Source organism: Fodinibius halophilus (genome assembly GCF_011059105.1).
Taxonomy (GTDB): Bacteria; Bacteroidota; Rhodothermia; order Balneolales; family Balneolaceae; genus Fodinibius; species Fodinibius halophilus.
Genome location: NZ_JAALLS010000001.1, coordinates 343551 through 366138, shown reverse-complemented (window position 1 = coordinate 366138; position 22588 = coordinate 343551). Strand labels below are relative to the sequence as shown.

Below are 22588 nucleotides of genomic sequence, written 5' to 3'. Positions count from 1 at the left end.
AGCCTTAGCCTGATTAAAAAAGTATTACTATCAGCTTAAATCATAAACCATACCATGGTTGAGTTATACAATGAATTGCCCCCTGCCCCCATACAAGATCAGCACATGGAATACCTACAATATCACGATCAGGGAAGTACTGCCTGAAGAGCCTCATTGCCTCCCTGTCATAACGTTTATCATACAACGGAACTAATACTACTCCGTTAGCAATATAGAAATTTGTATAACTTGCGGGCACATGAGTGGATCCATCAACCGTGGCCCCCTCTATACGCGTTTGTGGCATTGGTAATGTTTCGATAGCAAAAGAATAGCCCAGGCGTCCTGTTGCTTTGTGCAATATTTTTAGATTCTCATCTAAGACCTGGTGATTTATATCATCTGCAGAATCAGCGCGCATCGCTAAAATAGTATTTTCATTTAAAAACCGTGCAACATCATCTACGTGGCCATCGGTATCATCCCCTGCCAGTCCTCCTTTTAACCATATCACTTTTCGTATCCCCAAATAATCCTTTAACCGTTTCTCAATTTCGCCTTTTGTCATTTGGGGATTTCTGTTGGGATTCAATAATACTGATTCTGTTGTTAGCAAAACCCCATCGCCATTGGTTTCTATGGCCCCTCCCTCTAACACCATATCCGGATTGAACCGTGTTATTCCATATTTAAAAGCTATATAATCCGGCAATTTATTATCAGCATCGTATGGAGGATATTTTTCTCCCCAGCTATTATACTCCCAATCAACAATAGCATAATCGATATCTCCATTGTCTTCGCGGCAAACAAATAAAGGACCACAATCTCGTGCCCACACATCATTTATAGCCTGTATATGGAATACGATTTGATTAAGATCAATGCCTCTTTCCTCTAACAGAAAAAGAACATCTTTGTGTACCTTCTTATTTTCAACGAAAAGATGAATTGCTTCGTAGTTATGCAATACCTCAATAATATCGAGATAGATATGCTCCACTTTTTTTAACCGCTTACCGGGCCAGGTTTGCCTATTGGAGGGCCAATGTAACTGTGTAGCTGAATGAGGATACCATTCGGGAAGAAGACTAAAATCCAAATCTGCAGGTATATTGGTAAGCATAAATCGATCTTATAATGAATGCCGTTTTATTTTCGCCCTTATTTTTTTCTATCTCTTCTAATATAAAATATCTGCGCTAAAATAAAAGGACAGTGGGTACCAACCCCACTGCCCTTAACCTTAATATACGTCATTGCTGACGCCTCTCTTTGACCCTCGAGCGCTGCACTGTGCAGCGCTATATTTTAGCATCACTCCCATGATGCTGTACTAAGCGCCTCTCCTTTTTGGTAACCTTTTATAAGTACCCCTCACATATATATTGCGTAATATTTTTAACAAAAGTGACAAATCCCCCTATTTTATTTTAGTTTATATCTAGAAATGCTTTTTTATAGTAATATTATCTACAATAAAAAGGGGTTAGGGTATGGCTTTAGATGAAGAACATGCAAAAATATCTCATCTGATTGATAATCTTCCTGATAGTTCTCAAAAAACCTATAATGAACTATTTCCGCTTCTCTACGAGGAGCTTAAAAAACGGGCTTATTCGCAGCTTAAGCCCGAAAGAAACATCCATCTTGGAATTACCAATACCGACTTGGTACACGAGGTATATCTCAAAATGTTGAAGCAGAAGGGGCTAAAATGTCAAAACTGTAATCACTTTTTGGCTATTGCTTCGAACTGTATGCGTCAAATATTGATAGATTACGCTCGAAAACAACACGCAGATAAACGGGGCGGCAATAACATGAGAGTACCATTTCATGAAGAACTTATTCCAACAGAGGAACCCCAAAAACGATCTGCTTTTATTGATAAAAAGATTGACGAACTCGAAAAGTACGACAACCGCCTTTCAGAAGTCGTAATAATGCGATTTTTTAACAACATGACTATGCAAAGCATTGCAAATGTGCTCAAGCTATCTGAAAGAACGGTCAAACGAGACTGGAAGAGGGCTAAAAATTGGCTATATAATAAGTTAAGCAACTAACATTATAGTTATTCATTTTCAATATATCGTTTCACTATAGGTTGGTAAGTGTCGATTCGACGATCCCGATAAAACGGCCAAATCCTTCGTTGACTTTCAATTTGTGATAAATCAATGTCGACAATTAATACCTCATCATCATCGCCTGCTTCTGCTAGTATTTTACCGAATGGTCCTGAGACAAAAGAGTGCCCCCAAAAACTTATTTTTCCTTCCTGCCCTGTTCTGTTAACAGCTGCTACAAAACAACTGTTGGCAATGGCATGACTTTTTTGGATCGTTTGCCAAGCATCTAAAAACTCTTTCTTTTCTTTACCCTTTTCGTGCGGTAACGTTCCAATTGCTGTGGGATACACTAATAACTCTGCTCCTTTTAGGGCTGTAATCCGTGCGGCTTCAGGATACCATTGGTCCCAACAAATAAGAGTACCAATTTTAGCAAAACGCGTATTAAATACTTTATAACCATCATCACCGGGTGTAAAATAGAACTTTTCATGGAAGCATGGATCATCGGGAATATGTTGTTTTCGATACCTGCCCATAAGCGTGCCATCGGCATCAATAACAACCAATGAATTGTGATAAATACCAGCTGCCCTTTGTTCAAAAAATGGAGCTACGATTACCACTTCCAGATCTCGGGCCAATGTTGTTAATTTATCAGTCAGCGGACCCGGTATGGGTTGTGCCCAGTCAAAAAATTCTTCATTTATCGTTTGACAAAAATAGGGAGTTTGAAATAACTCCTGCAGTATAATTATTTGTGCGCCTTTTCTTGCAGCATCTTCAATTTTGTTTGTAGCCTTATCAATATTTTCCGTTATATCAGCAGAACAAGCAGACTGGATAAGGGCGAGCTCCACATTTTTTTTAATCATAATCACCAAATTTTAAATCATAAGTGACGCTGAATATACAAATACTGTAACAAGCTGATAATAAGTCTCTCAATAAAAAAAGGACTGCCGAATAAACGACAGTCCTCAAACACTTTAAATCAATTAGAGCCTAATACTAATAATCATAAAAATCATCATTAGTATTATTAGAATATGAAATATTGGACCCACCCATGGTTGCACTTCGTGATTCTCTTAGCATGATGCCATAATTGTCACTGTTTTCGATATCTGCATTCGATATAGTCAGATAAGCCTTATTATATATACCTAAGTTACCTGCCGGCATATACGTTGCTAAATCACTGCTTCCACCATATTCTATTAACACATGATCCATTTCATTGTCAACAGAACCAGAGGATATTAAGATCCCTCTCCAGGCCCCTTTTGCTTTTGAACGACCGGTAAATGTAATAGGATTACTACTGGTCCCAATCGCTTTTATAACTCCCTGATCGTTACCACCGGATACCAATAGCCTAACATCAGTCCCCATTTCAAAAAGCGTTCCGGCTTCGATCGTCACATCTTTTTCAATACTTACCGAACTTGAAAAATAGTACGTACCGTTGTTAAGATTACTCCAGGTTTCACTGCCTGTGGCCTCTGTATCTCCTCCATATACTTCCACATCGCCACCATTAAAGTTGGTTTGGTTGTCAACAAAGTCAACCTGCGTTGGGTGAATGAGCATATGAGAGTCTTGGTTATTATCAAATGAAGCATTACTTACAGTAAAGGCAGATCCATTTCGTCGGGTTTGAATGCCATAGCCGGCACTTCCGGTTATAGAGACATTATCCAGCTCTACCTGTGCTCGGTCAATCACCATATTGGTCTTACCAAAATAGGTAGCCATATTCGTACTTCCTCCGTAACTAATTTCAACATGTTTGAAGATGTTCTCTACAGAGGGCGAACCTACAAAGATACCGCGCCAAGCTCCCGGAGTTTTCACAGTACCCGTAAACACAATTTTATTATTTGCTTCTCCTACTGCTTTGATAACACCGTTATTACCTACTTTAATACCGGCATCAGCAATAAACTCTATTTCAGTACCTGCATCAATGGTTACAACGTGATCAAATCCTACATGATCAAGAATACTATATTTGGCTCCGTTTAACACCGAAATATCCATATTAGCTTTCGTTGAGCCGCCAAAAGCTTCTACATATCCGCCGTCAAAAGAACTCCCGCTGTCGAAATAACCCAGCTGGCTAATATGGACATAGGCATGTTCATCATCATTACTACTGAACTCCATATTTTCCATAGCGAATTCGGAACCACTGCGTCGTGTTTGGATTCCAAACATTCCACTGTTTGATATTTTGGTATTGGCAAGCTGAACCTTTGCCTGGTCAATCGTCAGGTTTGCAGCCTCAAAATAAGTACCCGCAGACTTACTGCCTCCATAGCTTATTTCAGCATACTTAATAGCATTTTCCACGGTATTTGAATGGATATTTATGCCTTTCCAAAATCCGTTTGTGGATTGGCTTGCACCGGTGAAAATGATCCCATTACCGCTGGTACCAACTGCCGATAATATACCATCAGTAGCTACTTTCAATCCCAAGTTTTCCTCAAAATGTATTACAACTCCGGGATCAACAGTTAGTTTGGCATGTACATCAAGATCACCTACTACCAGATAGTCGGGAACCGAGGGATCTGTAAAAATATCTGTCAAAGTACTATCAGTATTAATATCGCCTTCAAGTTCTACTGTTGATTCGGATGATATAACCGATAAAACTTTTGTAGCATCATCAGTCACACCTTCTGAACTATTTTCAATTTCCAGTTTGACTTCATAATCACCTGCAACATCAGGGGTAAACTTCATCTTTGATTGGGTGGTATTACTAAATGTAACAGTACTGTTTGCCGGTTTAGTCGTAAGCGACCATTGAATATCATAGCCGATATTTTGATCGTCTTTAGAATTGCCGGCATCCATTGTAACTTCAGCGTTGGTTTCAGGAGTCGTGGGCGAATAATCTATTACCGCATCTAAGGTAGGGGGATTACTCGATTTTCCTGAGCCCGAAGGACTACTGCTACACCCCTGTATTAAAAAAACAGAAGTAATAACCGCTATAACAGTAACAAAATATTTCATAAATTTATTTTTTTATTTATTGAGATTAAGATCCAAGACATATATTCTTATCTACTCTTGAAGAGCCTTGGGTACTACTGCTTGCATATGCGGGGTAGCCAGTACAATTGGTTCAAAGTATTTATTATATTCTCGCAAATATATCTCTACACATTTTTTGGAATCTATTACCTGTTCCCCATACATGAAGTCTCAGGCGGAAATAACGCAACTACTGGTACATATTAAGGAAGGTTCAGAAGAGGCTTACGACACCTTATTCCCTTTAGTGTATAACCAGCTTAAACAACTTGCCCACGCTCGGTTAAAGAAGGAATATTCTGAGGTAACCTATTCTAAAACAGCATTGGTTCATGAAGCCTATCTTAAAATGGTTCAGCAAGGAAGTATAAAAGTCACCGATCGCAACCATTTCTTTGCCATTTCATCGCGCTGTATGCGACAGATTTTAATTGATCATGCCCGCAAAAAGAAGGCTGATAAACGAGGAGGAGAACAATACGATCTCACATATATTGATGGAATAATAAATAAAGATACCAGTGCTGAGACCCTTTTAGAAATTGATAGAAAGCTTGATGAACTGGCCCAACTCAGCCAGCGGATGGCAGATATTGTAGAACTTCGTTTCTTTGGGGATATGACCATTGAAGCAACAGCAGATGTGTTGGATATTTCTGTGAGCACTGTAAAGAGAGATTGGGCTAAGGCCCGGGGATGGTTGTATAAAGAACTAAAATAATCGAGCGCCTTCCTTTCAGGGCATAGCAACTTTAACCTACTACTCAAAAAGCAATCCCCCCTTCTAACTTTTATTTAAATAATACTTTTTGTTCCTTTACTAAAGTTTGTAGTATCTAAAATTATCTACAGTTTATTAGAAATACCATTTAGGGGAGTTTAAAATATGGACCATGCAAATTGGGATAGGGTCGAAGAGATCCTTGATAAAGCGTTAACTAAATCAGAAAACGAACGCCAACCCTTTATTGAACAACAATGTGGCGATAACAAGCAGCTCAAATCATGGATTACCGAACTGTTGGAATCCATTGAGTCCTCGGAAGGATTCTTGGAAACCGGTAGTGTCGAAAAAGATATTCTTATTCCCAATATCATTGAGGATTTACCTGATGAGCATACCTCTTCTCTTGTTGGGAAACAACTTGGGGCCTACTCCATCACAGAATTAATCGAACATGGCGGAATGGGATCGGTTTATCTGGCCGAACGCTCTGATGGAGCTTTCCAACATAAAGTGGCTATTAAAATCATTCGGCGTGGCATGGATACCCCCTCCAATATTGCTCGTTTTAAACAGGAACAAAATATCCTGGCCAGTCTCCATCACCCCCATATCGGGCGGCTTTATGATGGAGGTGTTACCAATGAGGGGCTTCCATACCTTGTGATGGAATATATTGATGGCCAGCCTATTAATGAGTATTGCGATGAACATACCCTCTCTATTGATGAACGTCTTAGCCTGTTCCGCAAAGTTTGTGAAGCTGTGCAGTATGCACATAATAACCTGGTTATCCACCGCGATTTAAAACCTGCCAATATTCTCATCACCCCGGAAGGTGAGGTGAAAATTTTGGATTTTGGTATCGCAAAACTGCTTGATTCCGACTCCGAAATAGAGAATATCCATCAGACCCGGGCCGGTGCACGAATGCTTACTCTGGCCTATGCTGCCCCGGAGCAGATAAATCACGAAACAATTACCACCGCGGCAGACAATTATGCCCTGGGCATAGTTTTATATAAACTGCTGATCGGTATTCACCCTTTTGAACCTGGTGAAACGAAAAATCGGGGCGCGCTAAAAAAACGAATTACTCAAAAAACTGCTCCTAAACCTTCTTCTCATTTTCGTGCTTTAGATACCAATACCCAATCAAAAATCGCAGCAAAACGAGGCTGTTCACCTCATAATCTTTTTAAGCTGATCTCCGGAGATCTGGATGCTATTGTATGTAAAAGCCTGCGCAAAAATGCTGCTGACCGGTATAATTCCATTGAGCTCTTTATTGAAGACTTGCGTCGCTTTAGTAACGATCAACCGATTACAGCACGTGCCGGACATTTTCGCTATGTGGCAACGAAATTCTTAAAACGAAATAAAATTGCCATTAATACCGCAGCGGCCTTTTTAATCATATTGATTGGCTTAATCAGCTATCATACCATCCAGATTTCACAAGAGCGCAACCAAGCACAACTGGAAGCACAGAAGGCGAACCAAGTAAAAAATTTCCTGGTAAATATTCTCCAAAGCTCAGATCCCTTTATAGACAATTCTAATCCCAATCTAACATTACAAGAGGTGTTGGATAACGGGGCAAAAAAGGTACAAACAGAGCTACAAGGATATCCGGCCATACAGGCTGACCTACTGCTTACAATGGGATTGATATATGAAAATCTGGCGCTGTACCCCAAAGCAGAAGCTATTTTAACGGATGGTTTAAAAATATCTACTCAGCTTCCAGAGGAAGATATACAGCTAAAAGGAAACATTTTACAGCAGTTAGCTGCCTCTAAGATGTGGCAGGGAAGATTTTCAGAATCTGATTCCTTGCTACAACATATGCATGACCTTTTTATTGATAATTTTGGGCCTGAGACCCCAAGGCTGTCTCCTGTTTACAATGATTGGGGACTTCTGATGCAGGAGTGGGGAAAGCTGGACAAAGCCCAACAGCTGTATAAACGATCAATTCAACTGGCTGACCTGGATTTTATTGATACTACCAGTTTAGCTACTATGCATCATAATCTGGCAACAGTATTTAAAGATCAGGGAAAGTTAGACTCTGCAATTACCTATTATAACAAGACACTGGAATTCAGGTACCAATTAACACCTGAGGGACACCCCGCCACTGCCAATACCCTGTCGTTACTTGCTTCTGCTCTTTATGCTAAAGGAGATTTACTTTCAGCTGATTCTCTGCACAGAAAAGCCTTGAAGATTCGAAAACAAACCCTCCCTCCCGAACATCCCCACATAGCAGCATCCCAGGTACGATTAGGGCAAGTTCTATTGAAGCTTGGCAAACCAAAACAGGCCCAGGAATTGTTAACCAAAGCTATCCCAGTACTATCTAATTCCTTTCCCGAAAACCACTGGCGGGTACGGGCAGCTAAAGGGGTGCTTGCCGTATCCTGGATGCTTCAGGGCCGACTTACTGAGGCTGAGCAACCATTACTTAATGCCTTTCAAACCTTTAAAAACAGGTTCGGCCTAAAAGACTGGCGCACAAAAGAAGCATTAAAGACGTTGGGTCAATTATACTCAGCAATGGGCAAGCCACAACAAGCAGTTAAATACAAAAATAAACTGCTGCTTGGTACATAATCACCTAAAAAGCTTTGAATAAATTGGAAAAAGGGAATGCCTATCCCCTTTTTCCACCAATTATAAGATCGTTATTTTTCGTTAACCTTTATACGCTCTCCATTATCATCTATCAAATTCCCGATGATACTCCAGGTGAAATCGACTTTTACCTTATTCTTAAAATATGGGGCATCCATTGAAAAATACTGATCGGTAAGGTAAAAGTGCGTCCCCACTGATTGCGGGTCAAACCGAGCCTGCCCATGGCAGCTCATGCAGTTTGTTTGCATACCGTAAAGGTTCATCTTTTCTCCCACTTTCTGGTAAGATTTGGGATAATATTTCCTAACTGCTTCATTCCCTTTTATAAACGTTGAATCTCCAAAGCCTGCCTCAAGGTATGGGTTGTAAGCATACAGCGATGTTGCATCGGCCCCAGAACCACCCCGCTCGGGCTGTGCAGGCTGAACCATATTATACGCAACAGCCATCGCATAATGGTTTGCCCCACGATCTAATTTTTTGGATGGCCGGTATCCTGCAATGGTACCAGAACTAGGACTATATGGATTATTGGGGCTCTCTGACCACCAAAAGGTCTGCCATGTCCAGCGGGTAATCTCACGAGTAGTCACATGCATACCCGCCAAAACTGCATAAGTCCCCGGTTTAACATCTCTTGACTGCGCTTGGGCAGAATCCAGTTGAAAATGGATAAAATCGTTTATCGAGTAAATATTTTGGGAAGTTTCTGTTTCACCATCAATTGTAACGAACACGCTGTGGTCCCAATCGCTAGAAGGAAATTTCCGTTCCGGATCTCCTTCCTCTCCGGGCCAAACCGGTACAGAATACAGACCTTTGTCATTAGGATCTGTAAGTGTTTTAAAAACCGGTTTTAATGACACTCCGCTATTTGGGAAGTCCGGGATATTGGCAATCTGATCCTTCTTCACCATTTTTTTGAGCGTACTCTTATAGAACAAATCATTTTCATAGATATGTTCAGCAGCAGTTGGATCATACTTCACAAAACCGATTACACCGGCATCACCGGGGTCGGGCAGTGCCTTCATACTCGCATGAAACTGGTTGGGCGTCTTTAAGTCCCCTCTATTACGTTTAACGTGATGAAGTTTAACCTGCTCATTTTTTTCCCTGTTTTTATATGCCGCAATAATATCATCAGGGGTAAACCACGTTTCGAAACGACGTAACTTTTGACCATTATTCTCTTGGTCGGTATACTCGGTAAGAGCCTGCCATATACCCCAGCCATGACCAATAATATTACCATTTGTTTCCAGGTTATTAACCTCCGATGACGATGCCACCCATTTATTAATAGTCGTAGAATCCGTTGGAAATGGATTTCCGGTTATCAATTTGTCGGGCATCGGAACAGCCTTAAATTCATTGGCAGTTAGGAGCTGTGATTGTTCTTTTTCAGACTGCTCTGTTCCACATGATACTAAGATCAGCAACAGTATACCTATAGTAGTCCCTCTTTTATACATATCTCAATCCTCTCTATTTATTTTAATTAATTGAAGAATAGCAACTTTCATGAAATTGTTGATAAAATCAACCGTAAAACTACTTAATTAGGTATCGTAATTATTACCTACTACTAAACAAACAAATTCGAAGTACCCCAAAAGTCATTGCCAAAAAACCAACTAGTAAAAAAGGTGCTGTTAGGCAATTTATAGCTGTTTGGTATGATGGACAATGAAACCCAAACAACACCTTAATCTGATACAAATTATATAGCTCATTATAAGTAAAATCCTTACCCTCGTTTTAAAGAGTTTAAACAGCTTTTTTTGCCCAATAGAACGATGTATATGAAATATTTTTTCATCATTTTTGCATATAATGCATTTTCTGCAAAATAATATATAAATCTAATCCGTGAACAGAACATAGAATAAAATCATGCCTCTAGAAGCTCATATCATTAATAAAACCCTTTTATTAAATAGTGCATCTTCTATATAAATCCGCTTTTATTTAATGTAATAGTACAATAACACCTAATTTATATAGGGTAACAAGACGCATCTCATCAAATTTTTTGCATTCTGTTTTCCTTCCCATATTCATTGTAAAAATCCTTATACTAACTCCTCTATTTAGCAGTACCTGAACGAAACATCTCCATTACTAATAAGCCGATAATTACAACTTAAAGAAATCCCAAAATCACTTATCAGATGAGTAATCAAACACACCCGCAAAGTTCTGTGGGACTTGACTATTTGAAGTTAGAAGACAACAGTAATACACTGTGGAATCTGACTCCACCCGAGCTTTATGAAGAAGCGATTAAAAACGGGGAGGCTACATTAACTGAAGATTATGCCATACGCATATTAACGGGAGAATATACCGGCCGATCTCCCAAAGATAAGTACATTGTAGATCAACCCTCCATCCACGATGATATTGATTGGGGAGAGATCAATCAGCCTACTGAAGAAGAGGTATTTGATAATCTTTTTGAAAAAGTTACCGACTACCTGCAAGATAAAAAGCTTTATGTAAAAGACTGCTTTGCCGGTGCTGATGAAAAATACCAACTTAATGTTCGGGTCGTAAGTGAAGCGGCTTATCACGGTTTATTTGCACATAATATGTTTGTGCGACCTTCTGCAGAAGAACTTGAAAATCATGAGCCTGAGTTTACTGTATTGGCAGCTCCTAACTTCAAGGCTGACCCTGAAGTTGACGGCACCAAGACCGAAACGTTTATTTTTGTCAACTTTGATAAAAAAATCATCCTCATTGGTGGTACGCTTTATTCCGGAGAAGTGAAGAAAGGTATCTTCTCGGTTATGAACTATATGCTGCCCAAGAAAGATGTTATGGCTATGCACTGTTCTGCCAACATGAGCGAAGATGGAGACACCGCCGTATTCTTCGGTCTTTCGGGTACCGGTAAAACAACACTTTCTTCTGATCAAGATCGCATCCTTATTGGTGATGACGAACACGGCTGGAGTGAAGACGGTGTTTTCAATATTGAAGGCGGTTGCTATGCTAAAACGATCAATTTATCCAAAGAAGGGGAACCCCTCATCTATGCTACCACCAAGATGCCGGGAACCATCCTCGAGAATGTAGTTCTTGACGAAAACCGTTCGCCCAATTTTGATGACACCAGCTATACACAAAACACTCGCTGCTCATACCCTATTCACTACATTCCCAATGCAAATGAAAGCGGTACGGGCAACCATCCAAGCAACGTAATATTTTTAACCTGTGATGCGTTTGGCGTGCTGCCTCCGATATCCAAGCTCACTCCCGAGCAAGCGATGTACCACTTTATCAGTGGATATACTGCCAAGGTAGCGGGTACTGAGCGTGGCGTAACCGAACCACAAGCAACATTCTCTGCCTGCTTTGGAGCCCCCTTCATGCCATTGCACCCAACGGTATACGCAGAGTTGCTAGCGAAGAAAATACGAAAGCACAACTCTTCGGTCTGGTTGCTTAATACCGGATGGACCGGCGGACCACACGGCGTGGGTCATCGCATGGAACTTCCACACACCCGTCAAATGCTCAGCGAAGCATTGAACGGAAATATTGAGGACGTTGAGTTTAAGATAGATCCTGTATTTGGATTGGCCATTCCACAGCATGTTGAAGGGGTACCTGATGAAGTACTTATCCCCCGCAACACATGGGATGATAAAACTGCTTATGACGAAAAAGCCGATCAGCTGGCAAAAATGTTTGCTGAGAACTTTGAACAGTTCGAAAATGAAGCAAGCAAAGAGTTGATTAAGGCAGGTCCTAAAGTAACAGCATAAATTCACAGATAGGTATTAGTTATTGGGAGACTATGTGCTCCCAGTAACTAACTATCTATTCCCTACCCTTCTTCCATTACGGCGTTCAACTTATCGAGATTATCTTGGACGCGCAGGGCTTCAATCACCTCTTCAATATCTCCCTTCATAATATCTTCGAGGTTATATAGCGTTAAATTAATTCGATGATCCGTTACCCTGCTTTGGGGAAAGTTATAGGTCCGGATTTTAGCACTTCTATCTCCTGTTGATATCTGGCTCTTACGTTCCTCATCACGTTCTTTACGCCGTCTTTCAACTTCCTGTTCATACAGTTTGGACCGCAACATCTTCATCGCCTTGTTCTTGTTTTTATGCTGCGATCGTTCCTGCTGACATTCCACGACTACCCCCGTAGGTTCGTGGGTAATACGAATCGCAGAATCCGTTTTATTCACGTGCTGTCCCCCGGCCCCACTGGCACGGAAGGTATCAATGCGCAGATCAGCTTTTTTTACGTCAATATCGACTTCTTCGGCTTCTGGCAGTACCGCTACCGTTGCAGCGGAAGTATGTACCCTACCCTGAGTTTCCGTTTCCGGAACGCGCTGTACGCGGTGAACACCGCTTTCGTACTTCATCTTTCCATAGACTTCCTCCCCTTCCAGGCCAAAAGTCAGTTCTTTATATCCGCCTTTCGTTGATTCGCTCAAACCTAAAAGGTTTAATTTCCAACCCATTTTATCAGCATATCGACGATACATATCAAAGAGATCGCCTGCAAAAATAGCAGCTTCATCGCCGCCGGTACCGGCACGCAGTTCCACAATAACATTTTTCGAGTCATCCGGATCTTTGGGGATGAGCTTAAATTTAATATCCTCTTCCAGCTGTTCGAGTTGTGGCTCCAGTTCTTCATTTTCCATACGAGCCATCTCAGTGATTTCAGCATCATCGCCTTCTTCAATAAGTTCTTTGTTGCCCTTAATCTGATTCTTGGTATCCTTCCAATCCTCATATAGCTCTACCAATTCTTTTAAATCGCTGTGTTCTTTCGTAAGCTCAGTATAGCGGTCAGGGTCATCATATACAGCAGGATCACTCATTGCTGCGGTAACTTCATCAAAACGTTCTCGGACCTGCTCTAATTTTGCTTTTATATCCATGTATAAACTACTGTTTTCAAATAAGGTGGCTTTTATTTCAAACCATAAAATACGATTCTTTAACCAAAATTAAGAATCTTCAAAATAAAACTAAGCTCTTAATTCCCAGCCGAATAATTCTTATGTTCTTTCTAAATTTTAAGCATTAAATAACGACTGGGTAATGAATACAAATCCTTTATCTGCAACCTTTCGCCTGGGCTTCCTCGGTGCTGGCCAGCTGGCACGGATGTCCGGATTACAAGCATTTCGATACGGCATTCAAATTGGGGTATTTTCTGATCGGGATGAAAACGAACCTGTACAGTTTATGACCCCTCATTCACAGACCGGATCTTTTGATTCTGTGGATGACTTAACCGCCTTCGCCGAAAGCTGTGATGTACTCACCCTCGAAAATGAGTTCATCAATTCTGAGATCCTCAAACAAGCACAAGAAGATAGCGGAACGCCTATCTTCCCAGCTCCAGACAGTTTTGCCCTTATCGAAAACAAGCTGATTGAAAAACAGACCTTTGAAGATGCGGGTATCCCTGTCACGCCTTATGCGCTTATTAAAGATGAGGATCACCTCAAGAAATTTGGAGACGAACATGGCTGGCCCTACCTGTTAAAGTCATCCAAAGGCGGATATGACGGCTATGGCAATGAGACCGTTCGAGATATTAATGAAGCCATTGTGGCTTTTGAAAACCTGGGTGGCAACAGCGATCGGGATATTGTAGCCGAAGCCTTTGTGGACTTTACTCACGAACTGGCCGTACAGGTTGCTCGTAACGAAACGGGACATGTAGTATATCCCTGCTGCGAGACCGTTCAGGAAGATCATATCTGTGTGGCAGTAAAATCTCCTGCGCCGGTGGATAAAACTGTTCAGGAAAAAGCGCAAGAGCTGGCGCTACAAGCTACCGAAGCAATTGATGGAAAAGGCATTTTTGCTTATGAGTTTTTCTTAACTCCTGATGGCGAACTGCTACTCAATGAATCAGCTCCACGTCCCCATAACTCGGGCCACTATACCATTGAAGGGTGCGTAACTTCTCAGTTTGAAAACCACGTGCGCGCCGTTATGGGACTGCCCCTTGGTTCTACAAAATTGCGCAAACCGGCTGTAGCCATGATTAACTTGTTGGGTACCGATCGCCGTGATGCCCAAGTAGACCATGCCCTTGAAGCGCTGGCCGCTTCCGATGGACATCTGCATGTCTATGGCAAGCTGGATAGCAAAGTGGGTCGCAAGATGTCGCACTATACCCTGTTGGGTGATGATATGGAACAGATCTATGCTAAAGCCCAAAAAGTAACAAAAGGGATTCGGATTTAAACTACTGACTACTGACTACTGACTACTGACTACTGAAAAATAGATTATTATCTTAGCTACCAAATTCTCAATTAACTAATAACCATTATGAGTAAAGAAACACCACTTGTCGGCGTAATCATGGGCAGTGACAGCGACTGGCCTACCATGAAAGCTGCCTGCGATATACTAGATGAATTTGAGGTGCCTTATGAAAAGAAAGTTATATCAGCACACCGCACACCGGATGATATGGCAGAATACGGCAAAGAAGCCCGCGAAAAAGGTATTAAAGTAATTATCGCCGGAGCCGGCGGTGCAGCTCATCTTCCGGGAATGACGGCTGCCCATACCACATTGCCCGTTATTGGTGTACCCGTTAAAACGAGCACCCTTAGCGGGCTCGACAGCCTCTACTCTATTGTACAAATGCCCGGAGGCGTACCCGTAGCTACTGTAGCAATTGGCAAAGCTAAGAATGCCGGTCTGTTGGCAATTCGCATGTTGGGTAGCCACGATACCGAGCTTGCTAGCAGATTGCAGGAATATCACGCGGCAATGGCTGAAGAGTCGCGAGCTAAAACGCAAAACCTGACTTAAAAAAATACCGGGTAAAACTAGTAACTATTCTGTATAGGTGTTGTGAATAGGAAATAGTAAATATAGGAGGGCTGAGCAAAACTCTGCATGTCATCCTGAATATTTAGTCTTAAACTTGTTTCAGGATTTTGGGGTAATCACTAATAATTGCAAATGAGATTCTGAAACAAGTTCAGAATGACATTGTTGAGATGATTTTGTAAAACCCTGGATAGGTAACCCTTTAACGGTTGGATAGTCGTCCTAAATAATACCGCTTTAATGCGTATAGAGAGGGTAGATTTTGAGGCTGTGGTATGTGGGATTGAAGCGAACTAGCTGAAATGGTTAATGGTGAGTTTATTTTTAGGAGCAAAGCTCCCGGGGACGAGTAATTGTCATTATCATCTGTTTCCCAGTTGTAACTCCGAGTGCAGCGAGGAGTCTCAATTGATTCTATTGCATTTAAGTCTTAGTAGGAGCTGTGCTTATAGTTTGGTTTGATACTCCTCGTCACAAGCTTCTCGGAGTGACTTACGGGGCGGGGTTTTGGTGTGGAGCAGCCTGCAAAACTGAAACCACCAGTGACGATAAACCGTTATTCTATTTTACCTCCTGATTCTCATCCCGGACCCCGAGCCGGGATCTCGCGATGGTAGTCAGCGTTGATCTGCCACCATCTCATATCAACGTTACCGGCCTTTACGAGATCCCGAAGCAAGATCAGCATTATAGTTGTGAGGGACATAGCTTAATCCCAGTATGCCTACAGTTTGAACGTTAGTGTCAAGTGGGCGTTCCATTTGTAAAAAATGGACCCAAAGTCCGTTTTGGGAGCGCCCGCAAACCGCTCAATCTGCACCTCTCCTCTCAGCGGTCCCACTATTTTTGTTCCAGCCTGCAAACGTAAAAAGGTGCTGGCATCCACAATATTAGAAAGAGTCACGAGATTAGCATCAATAGCTGAAAAAGACCGTTGAAAACGAAGGAGTAGGTAATGTTTCCTATCATTGAGTGAGAGCGCACTCCATTTGATGTTATTTGTTACCGCTCCTTTCCCAAATCTGTCACTCTTTGACGAATTCAAATACTCCAAATGGGTTAACAGATCATTCCAATCGCTATAAGATAATCCTAAACCGTTATAGTAATATTCCCCGATGATATTAAAACCACTCTGAGTGGTAAAGTTAAAACCGGCCAGTAGCTTGGGAATAAGATGCTCACTTTGTACCCGATCATAGGGGTAAGATTGATATACCGTGTCGGACTCACCAGATACGATAGAATGATGTATCTGCTTTTTATACCCGTGTTGCAGAGCTCCTTCAAAATGAAGTACCAAGTCATCCTGTAAGGTATAAGCCATACTCCCCCCTGCAGCATTGTGCTTCTTATTGTTGTATTTCAATAGAAGGGAAAGATCTAGATCCTTAAAAAAACGATAATACCGAAAGACCAACTCTGTAGCAGTATATTCAAACTGCTTCAAGTTTAACGTTATTTCCGGGATGTATACCAGGTCAATATTGCTTTCCGGGAAAAAATAGCCGATATGAATAAACGGTTTGCCGGTATATTCTTTTAGCCGATCAGCAGGATTCGTGGGGTCGCGTTTAAAGTTCACAAAAGCAGCGGGATTGCGGAAATACCCACTCCCCCAGTAAAACATCTTTTTACCAAAACCGATATTGAACTTGTAGTCGATCAAAAAATACTTGTAAAGCTGCCGCATTTGAATCTCAGGATTTTGTAACTCAAAACCACTTCCGTATTCAACCACATTTATATCGGCTACAAGGTTGTTCAACTTATAATACGCATTCAAGTTTGCGAACTGTGTACTTTTAGACAGATCAAATACTGTATTACCCTTGTTAAAGGGCGTTCGATCATTCAGTTCCCTGAGCTGTAAATCGCTATACAACGTAACCTCTAGGTCATCCAATATAGGCGATAGCAGCGATTGTGCACCCGCTGTTGAAAAGCACGAACCAAATCCCAATACATATATCAATGCCACTTTTACGGTAACCGCAGACATTGGAGTAAAGTAGTTCATTCAATTAATCGCCGAATATAGTTTTTGTTGAAATAAATATCCGGGATCTCCTTGCTTACTATCTTATTGTAGTAAATCAACGAATACTGATCGTTACGCAATGCACTTTCAATACGAGTTTTATATAAGATTCCCTCCCGATACTCCTCGTAATAAGCACTTTTCAGTATCTTCCCGGAAACCAGGCAGAATTCCGCTTTAATTGGCTTAAAATCATCTTTGGCAACCCAATAACGTATTTTGGGGTAAGTATGCTTAGCATCTTCCTGTAATTTCAACTGTAATACATAACACTCCTCACCATTAACCGTCTCTGTCTTTAAAAGTTCGGGCATATAGTCACTGGAGAAATTAATTCTCGTAATATCAGCATTCGATACCTGCCCCATCATCCGTTGCAATGGACTAATGCGTAACGGCTTACGTGTATTGGGATAATAAACCCACATATTATTTTGTACAGATAAAATAAGCCGCTGTAGCTCATCATTGCTATACGATTTGATAAGGGTCTTATCATCACCTTTGGCCAACACCTCATAGTTGTCACTATTACTGAGGCTGTTTTCGGTGTAAACCTCAATGGTAACATCCACTTTCTTTGCCCCCTTTATAGTACGGCGAGCATCTGCTTTTTTAAGGATTTGTACCGGACTTATCTTAACTGAATCAGGCGATACCCCCGTGGGCGACAGTAACAATATCGTTGCACAGATTGTTGCTAACATATTCTTCGCGGCTTTATATTCATTTTTATTGACTATCTATATCCCAGAGCATCAACAATGCTCAAATTCGATGCCCTGTAGGCCGGCCATACACTAGCAAGCATACACACTGCAACAGTAATAAAGGAAACTATGGCAATAGTAGAATGAACGGCTGTTATAGATAGCGGATAAGCCATTGTTCTACCCGGCGGCGGAGGCATAGTTATATCTAAGCCATTTACCAGGTATATTACCATGTAACTCAGCAGGGTTCCAATAAGTGAAGCCAGCAGGCCGATCAGGAATCCCTCATAAATGTGGTTAAGCCATATACGATATCGTGGCGTACCTATTGAAAGGTTTGTACCAATCTCTTTGGTTCGTTCAAATACAGACATCGTCATTGTATTGGAGCTGGCCAAAAGAACTACAAACACCATAATTACTCCCAACACCCCAAACCCTCTTTTATACAGCGCCACCACACTTTTGTAATAAGGGGTTAAATCATACCACGGTACAAAAGAGAACCCCGCATTTTGTTGCTGCAGACTACCAATCGACTGATCTGTTTGAGTGGTCTCTTCAAGTACCACAACCAGGTTGGATATTTTATCAGTATGTAAAAGCAGCTGAGCCGTTGATATATTTACCATCACCTGACGATTATCATATTCCGGGATACCGGTTGTAAACACTCCCGTCAACTTGATATCAATAGCATTCTGTATTCCATCCGGTGTGGTAGAAAGTAACGTCAGGTAATCACCAACTTTGGCATTCAAGCTTTCTGCCAGCCCTTGACCTATCGCTCCCTGCATCTCGCCTTCTTGTTCTTTAAAGATACCGGGGAAATAGCCCTCTTCCATACGAACAAAAAATGTAGACAACCTGCTTTCTTTCCGGGGTTCTATCCCTTTTCCAAGAAACACTTTGGTTTGCTCCCCATTAGAGATCAACCCTTGAAAGGCTATGCGTTTCATCACAAAACGCACGTTACTATGATCATTAATCCGCTTCACCAGCGGTTGATAATCGGTAATTCCGTATTCAAGCAGGTACTCTTCTTCGTTATCCATATAGCGATTATTGAAAACCTGAATATGACCGGTACCACCCCTTATAAACGATTCCCTGAGTCCTTCAAATACATAATCCATGTAGCCGGCAGCAACGATAATAGCAACAAATCCAATACTAACCGTCGAAATCGTAAATGCAGTTCGCCATTTATTCCGGAATACATTTTTTACGGCCAATCGAAAAAACTTAAACATCTTCAACCTCTCGAATCTTTCCATCTCTTATCATTACAGATCGGTCTACATAGTCGCGTACGAGCGGATCATGCGTGGCGATAATAACCGTATTTTTTTCTGTACGATTAAGATCCGATATCAGGTTCAAAATCTGTTTCGAGGTAACAACATCAAGGTTAGCTGTGGGTTCATCGGCAATAACCAGGGTTGGTTTATTGACCAGGGCCCGACCAATAGCTACGCGTTGTCGCTGCCCGCCCGACAGCTGCTTTGGCTTGTGATTTTTGAACTTATCCAATGCGATACTCTTGAGCATATAGTCGACCAATCGGGCGCGTTCAGATTTCGACTTATCGGTCAATAACAGGGGGTATTCGATATTTTCATAGGCAGAAAGTACCGGCATCAGATTATAAGATTGAAAAACAAACCCAATCTGTTGCAATCGAAACTGACTCAACTGCCTGCGAGCTGAATAGTCAAGCACTGTATCGCGGTACCGTACTTCTCCTGATGTTGGAGCATCGATACAGCCAATGATATTGAGCAGCGTTGTTTTTCCACTGCCCGATGCCCCATAGAGAGCCAATTTCTCTCCTGCCGTTATCTTCATAGCAATATTCTGCAGGGCCGAAACTTCTACCTCGCCCATACGGTAGGTTTTACAAAGATGATTTATTCTAATAAGCGACATACCTGGGCAGTGATGATTTAATTTTTATTCAGTTTCGCCAATCTGTTTTTGGCTTTTATCCGGTAAGCATTTTGGGGAAAGATATCTAAGCTCAGTGTGTGTTGATACATCTCTTTAGCTCTGTCCGGTTTACTGCTTTTTTCAAAAGCTATGCCCGATGTAAACCAGACTTCTGCCTTCAAATTCTCATTCAGATGCTTTAAGACCCTATCCTGTCGCAGAAACTCAAGGTCGGCAATGGCATACATAAGCCGATTGAAGAAGCCCGGCAACTCCACATTATTAAATGCGCGAATCATACGCACCTTGATATTTTGAGGCTGCAGATCGACCGCTTTATCCATTAGTGCACAGCCCTCCTTTACAAGATCCATTTTATCCCACCGTTTTCGAGCATATTTACCCTTTAGGGTGATTAAACTACCCAAATAGGCCATTGTCAGTGCATGGGTCTTATTTTGTGATAGTATTTTCCGAAAGTGCTCTTCTGCTTTTCGCATATACTGCTCTTTACCACTGGAAACTGCTGATGAATAATACATTTTTCCCAAGGTGAACCTTGCTTTCGTATCACTCGGCTTATTTTTTAACACCTCTTTTAACGAATCTTTAGTCGTATTGAACTGCTGTTTATCAAAAGTGGTAGATTGTGCTGTTGCAATACTTCCCAAAAAGAAGAAAAGTACAGGAACTAAAATCGTTGGTCGGAATATTCGTCGAATCATCATAACCTTTTAAATTATTCGAATTAAGATTAAGCAGGAACGTGAAAAAGAAACGCCGGTGCTGGTCGTGCGGCTTATGCATTCTATTCAATAAGCCTGCAGCAGCGGCTGGGTTCTGTGACCAACTTATCTATTCTCGCTCCCTCTATCGACTGCTCTGTGACGAATATCAAGGGTTTGTGATCAATAACAAGCTAAAAGGCAAAGCTGTTATTAATGCTGCCCCATTTAGAACTGTTGATCTATGGCATCGCGAATTGTTTCGATATAAGTGCGTGAGACCGGAACATATTCGTTGCAATCATATAGCTGCAATTGCAATCCCTGGGCATTGCCATCGGCGTGGCTAATATGAATTACATTAACAATATAAGATCGGTGACATCGAATAAGATATTTCTCACTTTTTAGCTGCTGCTCGATATTTTTTAATGTACTTCTGAGCAGTTCATTTTCAAGGGTGCCCCGCTTATAGTATACTACTCGAACATAATTCCCCTCTGAACAGATATAACGGAGAGCCTCACCTTTTACAGTAAGCACTTCTCCCTTGTTTTGTCCCTGGAATGAAATCGTTACAGATTGAGGTTCCTGTGAAGCCTCCTGTACATTCGTTTTACTATCGATATCGGTTGCTGAACGCAAATGGCTTTTCAACAGCTGGTTATACCTCCACAAGGTGATAAATCCCACAGGTATTACAGCTATGGCAAGAGTATATAGTTCAAAAAAGAGCCAATCCCGCAACTGAAGGCTATAATCCCCAACTAATATGGCTGTATACAGCAGATTAAAGATACCGATAAAAGCAATAAGAACCAGTTCCCAGACGATATGTTTCCAAACTTTCCAACGATCATCAGTAAAATAAGATGAGAAAAAAGGTATATTGGGGATGACCTTAAGAAAAAAGGTCAGGGTAAGGAATGTTGCTGCCCCATAACCCAATACCATAACATATCCCAGATCTTTGATAATATATTGTAATCCGAACGGCTTGAATACTGCGAGAAAAAGGATAATTCCCCCACTGATACTGATAATCAAAGGCCACAAATATTGACGATCGATGGAAGGATACGGCTGAGAAAGAATATCAGATAACTTGTCTCGCATTTTTTATTATGAGTTCAAATATTACAACGGTCAGCCGAATACTAATAGATGTATAATGTAACCACAAGCAGTAATCACAAATGGTATGCTTGAAAAAGCAACTCTATAGATAATACCTTAAACTTATCCATTCAGATAACAGCTGTACTAGCAATAACCCTTAGATGTAATGACTCTATTTGAACAAGATTTTATAATGAGACAGGTACAGTACCTGACCCAATTACTACAGGAGATCATATTCAAGAAAAGTAAAAACAAAAAACAGGAGGCCATACAAGAAATTAATAATGCACTTGAACGGCTTACCAAAGAACATCCGAAGCAGTTTCATGAGCTCGAGTTGGAAGAAACAGCGAACCTTTTTATTCAAAATGATGCCTATCAGGCCGAACTGGCATTGGCCGTGGCTGATCTGCTTGTTGAAGAAGCTGAAATGTTAAAGGATCAACAGTTCAGTAAATCGAAAAAAGCGTACCAACAGGCTTATATGCTCTATAAAAAGGCTCAACTCGACAAAAATGCCGCTGTCCCGTTGGATATCCATCAAAAAACTACTCAAATAAAACAGGAATTATCGCACAAAAATGCACTTGCAGAGATCGAAAAGCTACTCAATTGAAAACCTTTATTATCTATTTAATACCTATTGATAGTACCTCCTTAATCTTAAAAAATTTAAATTGTAATATCTGCGAAAAGATGGAATATTAAGCACTGCAATTCCATAATAAATCGATG

General features: G+C 41.1%; 19 protein-coding genes. 7 read left to right on the top strand and 12 right to left on the bottom strand.

Annotated elements, in window-relative coordinates; translation table 11 throughout:
* Nucleotides 1-40: 40 nt before the first annotated feature.
* A complete protein-coding gene (locus tag G3569_RS01450; RefSeq protein WP_165265333.1) occupies nucleotides 41-1108 on the bottom strand; it encodes an agmatine deiminase family protein in 1068 nt (355 codons plus the stop codon).
* Between the two features lie 370 nt (nucleotides 1109-1478).
* Here G3569_RS01450 and G3569_RS01445 point away from each other — a divergent pair, with 370 nt between their 5' ends.
* On the top strand, nucleotides 1479-2051 hold the full coding sequence (locus G3569_RS01445) for an ECF-type sigma factor (RefSeq protein ID WP_165265331.1): 573 nt from the start codon (nucleotides 1479-1481) through the stop codon (nucleotides 2049-2051).
* 8 nt (nucleotides 2052-2059) lie between these two features.
* On the opposite strand, the gene G3569_RS01440 is transcribed toward G3569_RS01445, so the two are convergent.
* Both G3569_RS01440 and G3569_RS01435 read right to left on the bottom strand, forming a co-directional pair.
* On the bottom strand, nucleotides 2060-2932 hold the full coding sequence (locus tag G3569_RS01440) for a carbon-nitrogen hydrolase (protein ID WP_205719976.1): 873 nt from the start codon (nucleotides 2930-2932) through the stop codon (nucleotides 2060-2062).
* Between the two features lie 136 nt (nucleotides 2933-3068).
* Nucleotides 3069-5087, bottom strand: coding sequence for a hypothetical protein (locus G3569_RS01435; RefSeq protein WP_165265329.1), 2019 nt, complete (start codon nucleotides 5085-5087; stop codon nucleotides 3069-3071).
* Nucleotides 5088-5271: 184 nt separating this feature from the next.
* Between G3569_RS01435 and G3569_RS01430 the strand changes: the two genes are divergently transcribed.
* Together G3569_RS01430 and G3569_RS01425 are read left to right on the top strand one after the other, a co-directional pair.
* Nucleotides 5272-5829 carry a sigma-70 family RNA polymerase sigma factor gene (locus G3569_RS01430; protein ID WP_165265327.1) on the top strand — a complete coding sequence of 186 codons (558 nt, stop codon included), beginning with the start codon at nucleotides 5272-5274 and terminating at the stop codon, nucleotides 5827-5829.
* Nucleotides 5830-5994: 165 nt separating this feature from the next.
* Nucleotides 5995-8451 (top strand): serine/threonine-protein kinase, encoded by a 2457-nt coding sequence (locus G3569_RS01425; protein WP_165265325.1) that lies wholly within the window; start codon nucleotides 5995-5997, stop codon nucleotides 8449-8451.
* A gap of 71 nt (nucleotides 8452-8522) precedes the next feature.
* Here the strand turns inward: G3569_RS01425 and G3569_RS01420 are convergent, their stop codons facing one another.
* A complete protein-coding gene (locus G3569_RS01420) occupies nucleotides 8523-9950 on the bottom strand; it encodes a hypothetical protein (protein WP_165265323.1) in 1428 nt (475 codons plus the stop codon).
* A 699-nt stretch (nucleotides 9951-10649) separates the two neighbouring features.
* Between G3569_RS01420 and pckA the strand changes: the two genes are divergently transcribed.
* Entirely contained in the window at nucleotides 10650-12254 is a 1605-nt protein-coding gene (gene pckA / locus G3569_RS01415) for a phosphoenolpyruvate carboxykinase (ATP) (protein ID WP_165265321.1), read from the top strand.
* A gap of 62 nt (nucleotides 12255-12316) precedes the next feature.
* On the opposite strand, the gene prfA is transcribed toward pckA, so the two are convergent.
* Complete coding sequence (gene prfA / locus G3569_RS01410) at nucleotides 12317-13393, bottom strand: peptide chain release factor 1 (RefSeq protein WP_165265423.1); 1077 nt, start codon at nucleotides 13391-13393, stop codon at nucleotides 12317-12319.
* 169 nt (nucleotides 13394-13562) lie between these two features.
* On the opposite strand from prfA, the gene G3569_RS01405 reads away from it, so the two are divergent.
* Together G3569_RS01405 and purE are read left to right on the top strand one after the other, a co-directional pair.
* A complete protein-coding gene (locus G3569_RS01405; protein WP_165265319.1) occupies nucleotides 13563-14723 on the top strand; it encodes a 5-(carboxyamino)imidazole ribonucleotide synthase in 1161 nt (386 codons plus the stop codon).
* Between the two features lie 87 nt (nucleotides 14724-14810).
* On the top strand, nucleotides 14811-15302 hold the full coding sequence (purE, locus tag G3569_RS01400; RefSeq protein ID WP_165265317.1) for a 5-(carboxyamino)imidazole ribonucleotide mutase: 492 nt from the start codon (nucleotides 14811-14813) through the stop codon (nucleotides 15300-15302).
* Nucleotides 15303-15903: 601 nt separating this feature from the next.
* Here purE and G3569_RS18680 read toward each other — a convergent pair.
* The 7 genes from G3569_RS18680 to G3569_RS01370 all read right to left on the bottom strand — a co-directional run bounded on the left by G3569_RS18680 (nucleotide 15904) and on the right by G3569_RS01370 (nucleotide 21847).
* Entirely contained in the window at nucleotides 15904-16029 is a 126-nt protein-coding gene (locus G3569_RS18680; protein WP_276611267.1) for a hypothetical protein, read from the bottom strand.
* 18 nt (nucleotides 16030-16047) lie between these two features.
* Entirely contained in the window at nucleotides 16048-17325 is a 1278-nt protein-coding gene (locus G3569_RS01395) for a hypothetical protein (RefSeq protein ID WP_205719974.1), read from the bottom strand.
* Nucleotides 17326-17339: 14 nt separating this feature from the next.
* Entirely contained in the window at nucleotides 17340-18071 is a 732-nt protein-coding gene (locus tag G3569_RS01390; RefSeq protein ID WP_165265313.1) for an outer membrane lipoprotein-sorting protein, read from the bottom strand.
* A gap of 32 nt (nucleotides 18072-18103) precedes the next feature.
* On the bottom strand, nucleotides 18104-19330 hold the full coding sequence (locus G3569_RS01385) for an ABC transporter permease (protein WP_165265311.1): 1227 nt from the start codon (nucleotides 19328-19330) through the stop codon (nucleotides 18104-18106).
* Nucleotides 19323-20006 carry an ABC transporter ATP-binding protein gene (locus G3569_RS01380; RefSeq protein ID WP_165265309.1) on the bottom strand — a complete coding sequence of 228 codons (684 nt, stop codon included), beginning with the start codon at nucleotides 20004-20006 and terminating at the stop codon, nucleotides 19323-19325. Before G3569_RS01380 ends, G3569_RS01385 begins: the two co-directional genes overlap by 8 nt.
* A 17-nt stretch (nucleotides 20007-20023) precedes the next feature.
* Entirely contained in the window at nucleotides 20024-20734 is a 711-nt protein-coding gene (locus G3569_RS01375) for a tetratricopeptide repeat protein (RefSeq protein WP_165265307.1), read from the bottom strand.
* 225 nt (nucleotides 20735-20959) lie between these two features.
* Complete coding sequence (locus tag G3569_RS01370; RefSeq protein ID WP_165265305.1) at nucleotides 20960-21847, bottom strand: LytR/AlgR family response regulator transcription factor; 888 nt, start codon at nucleotides 21845-21847, stop codon at nucleotides 20960-20962.
* A 169-nt stretch (nucleotides 21848-22016) separates the two neighbouring features.
* Here G3569_RS01370 and G3569_RS01365 point away from each other — a divergent pair, with 169 nt between their 5' ends.
* Nucleotides 22017-22469 (top strand): hypothetical protein, encoded by a 453-nt coding sequence (locus G3569_RS01365; protein WP_205719973.1) that lies wholly within the window; start codon nucleotides 22017-22019, stop codon nucleotides 22467-22469.
* Nucleotides 22470-22588: the final 119 nt, after the last annotated feature.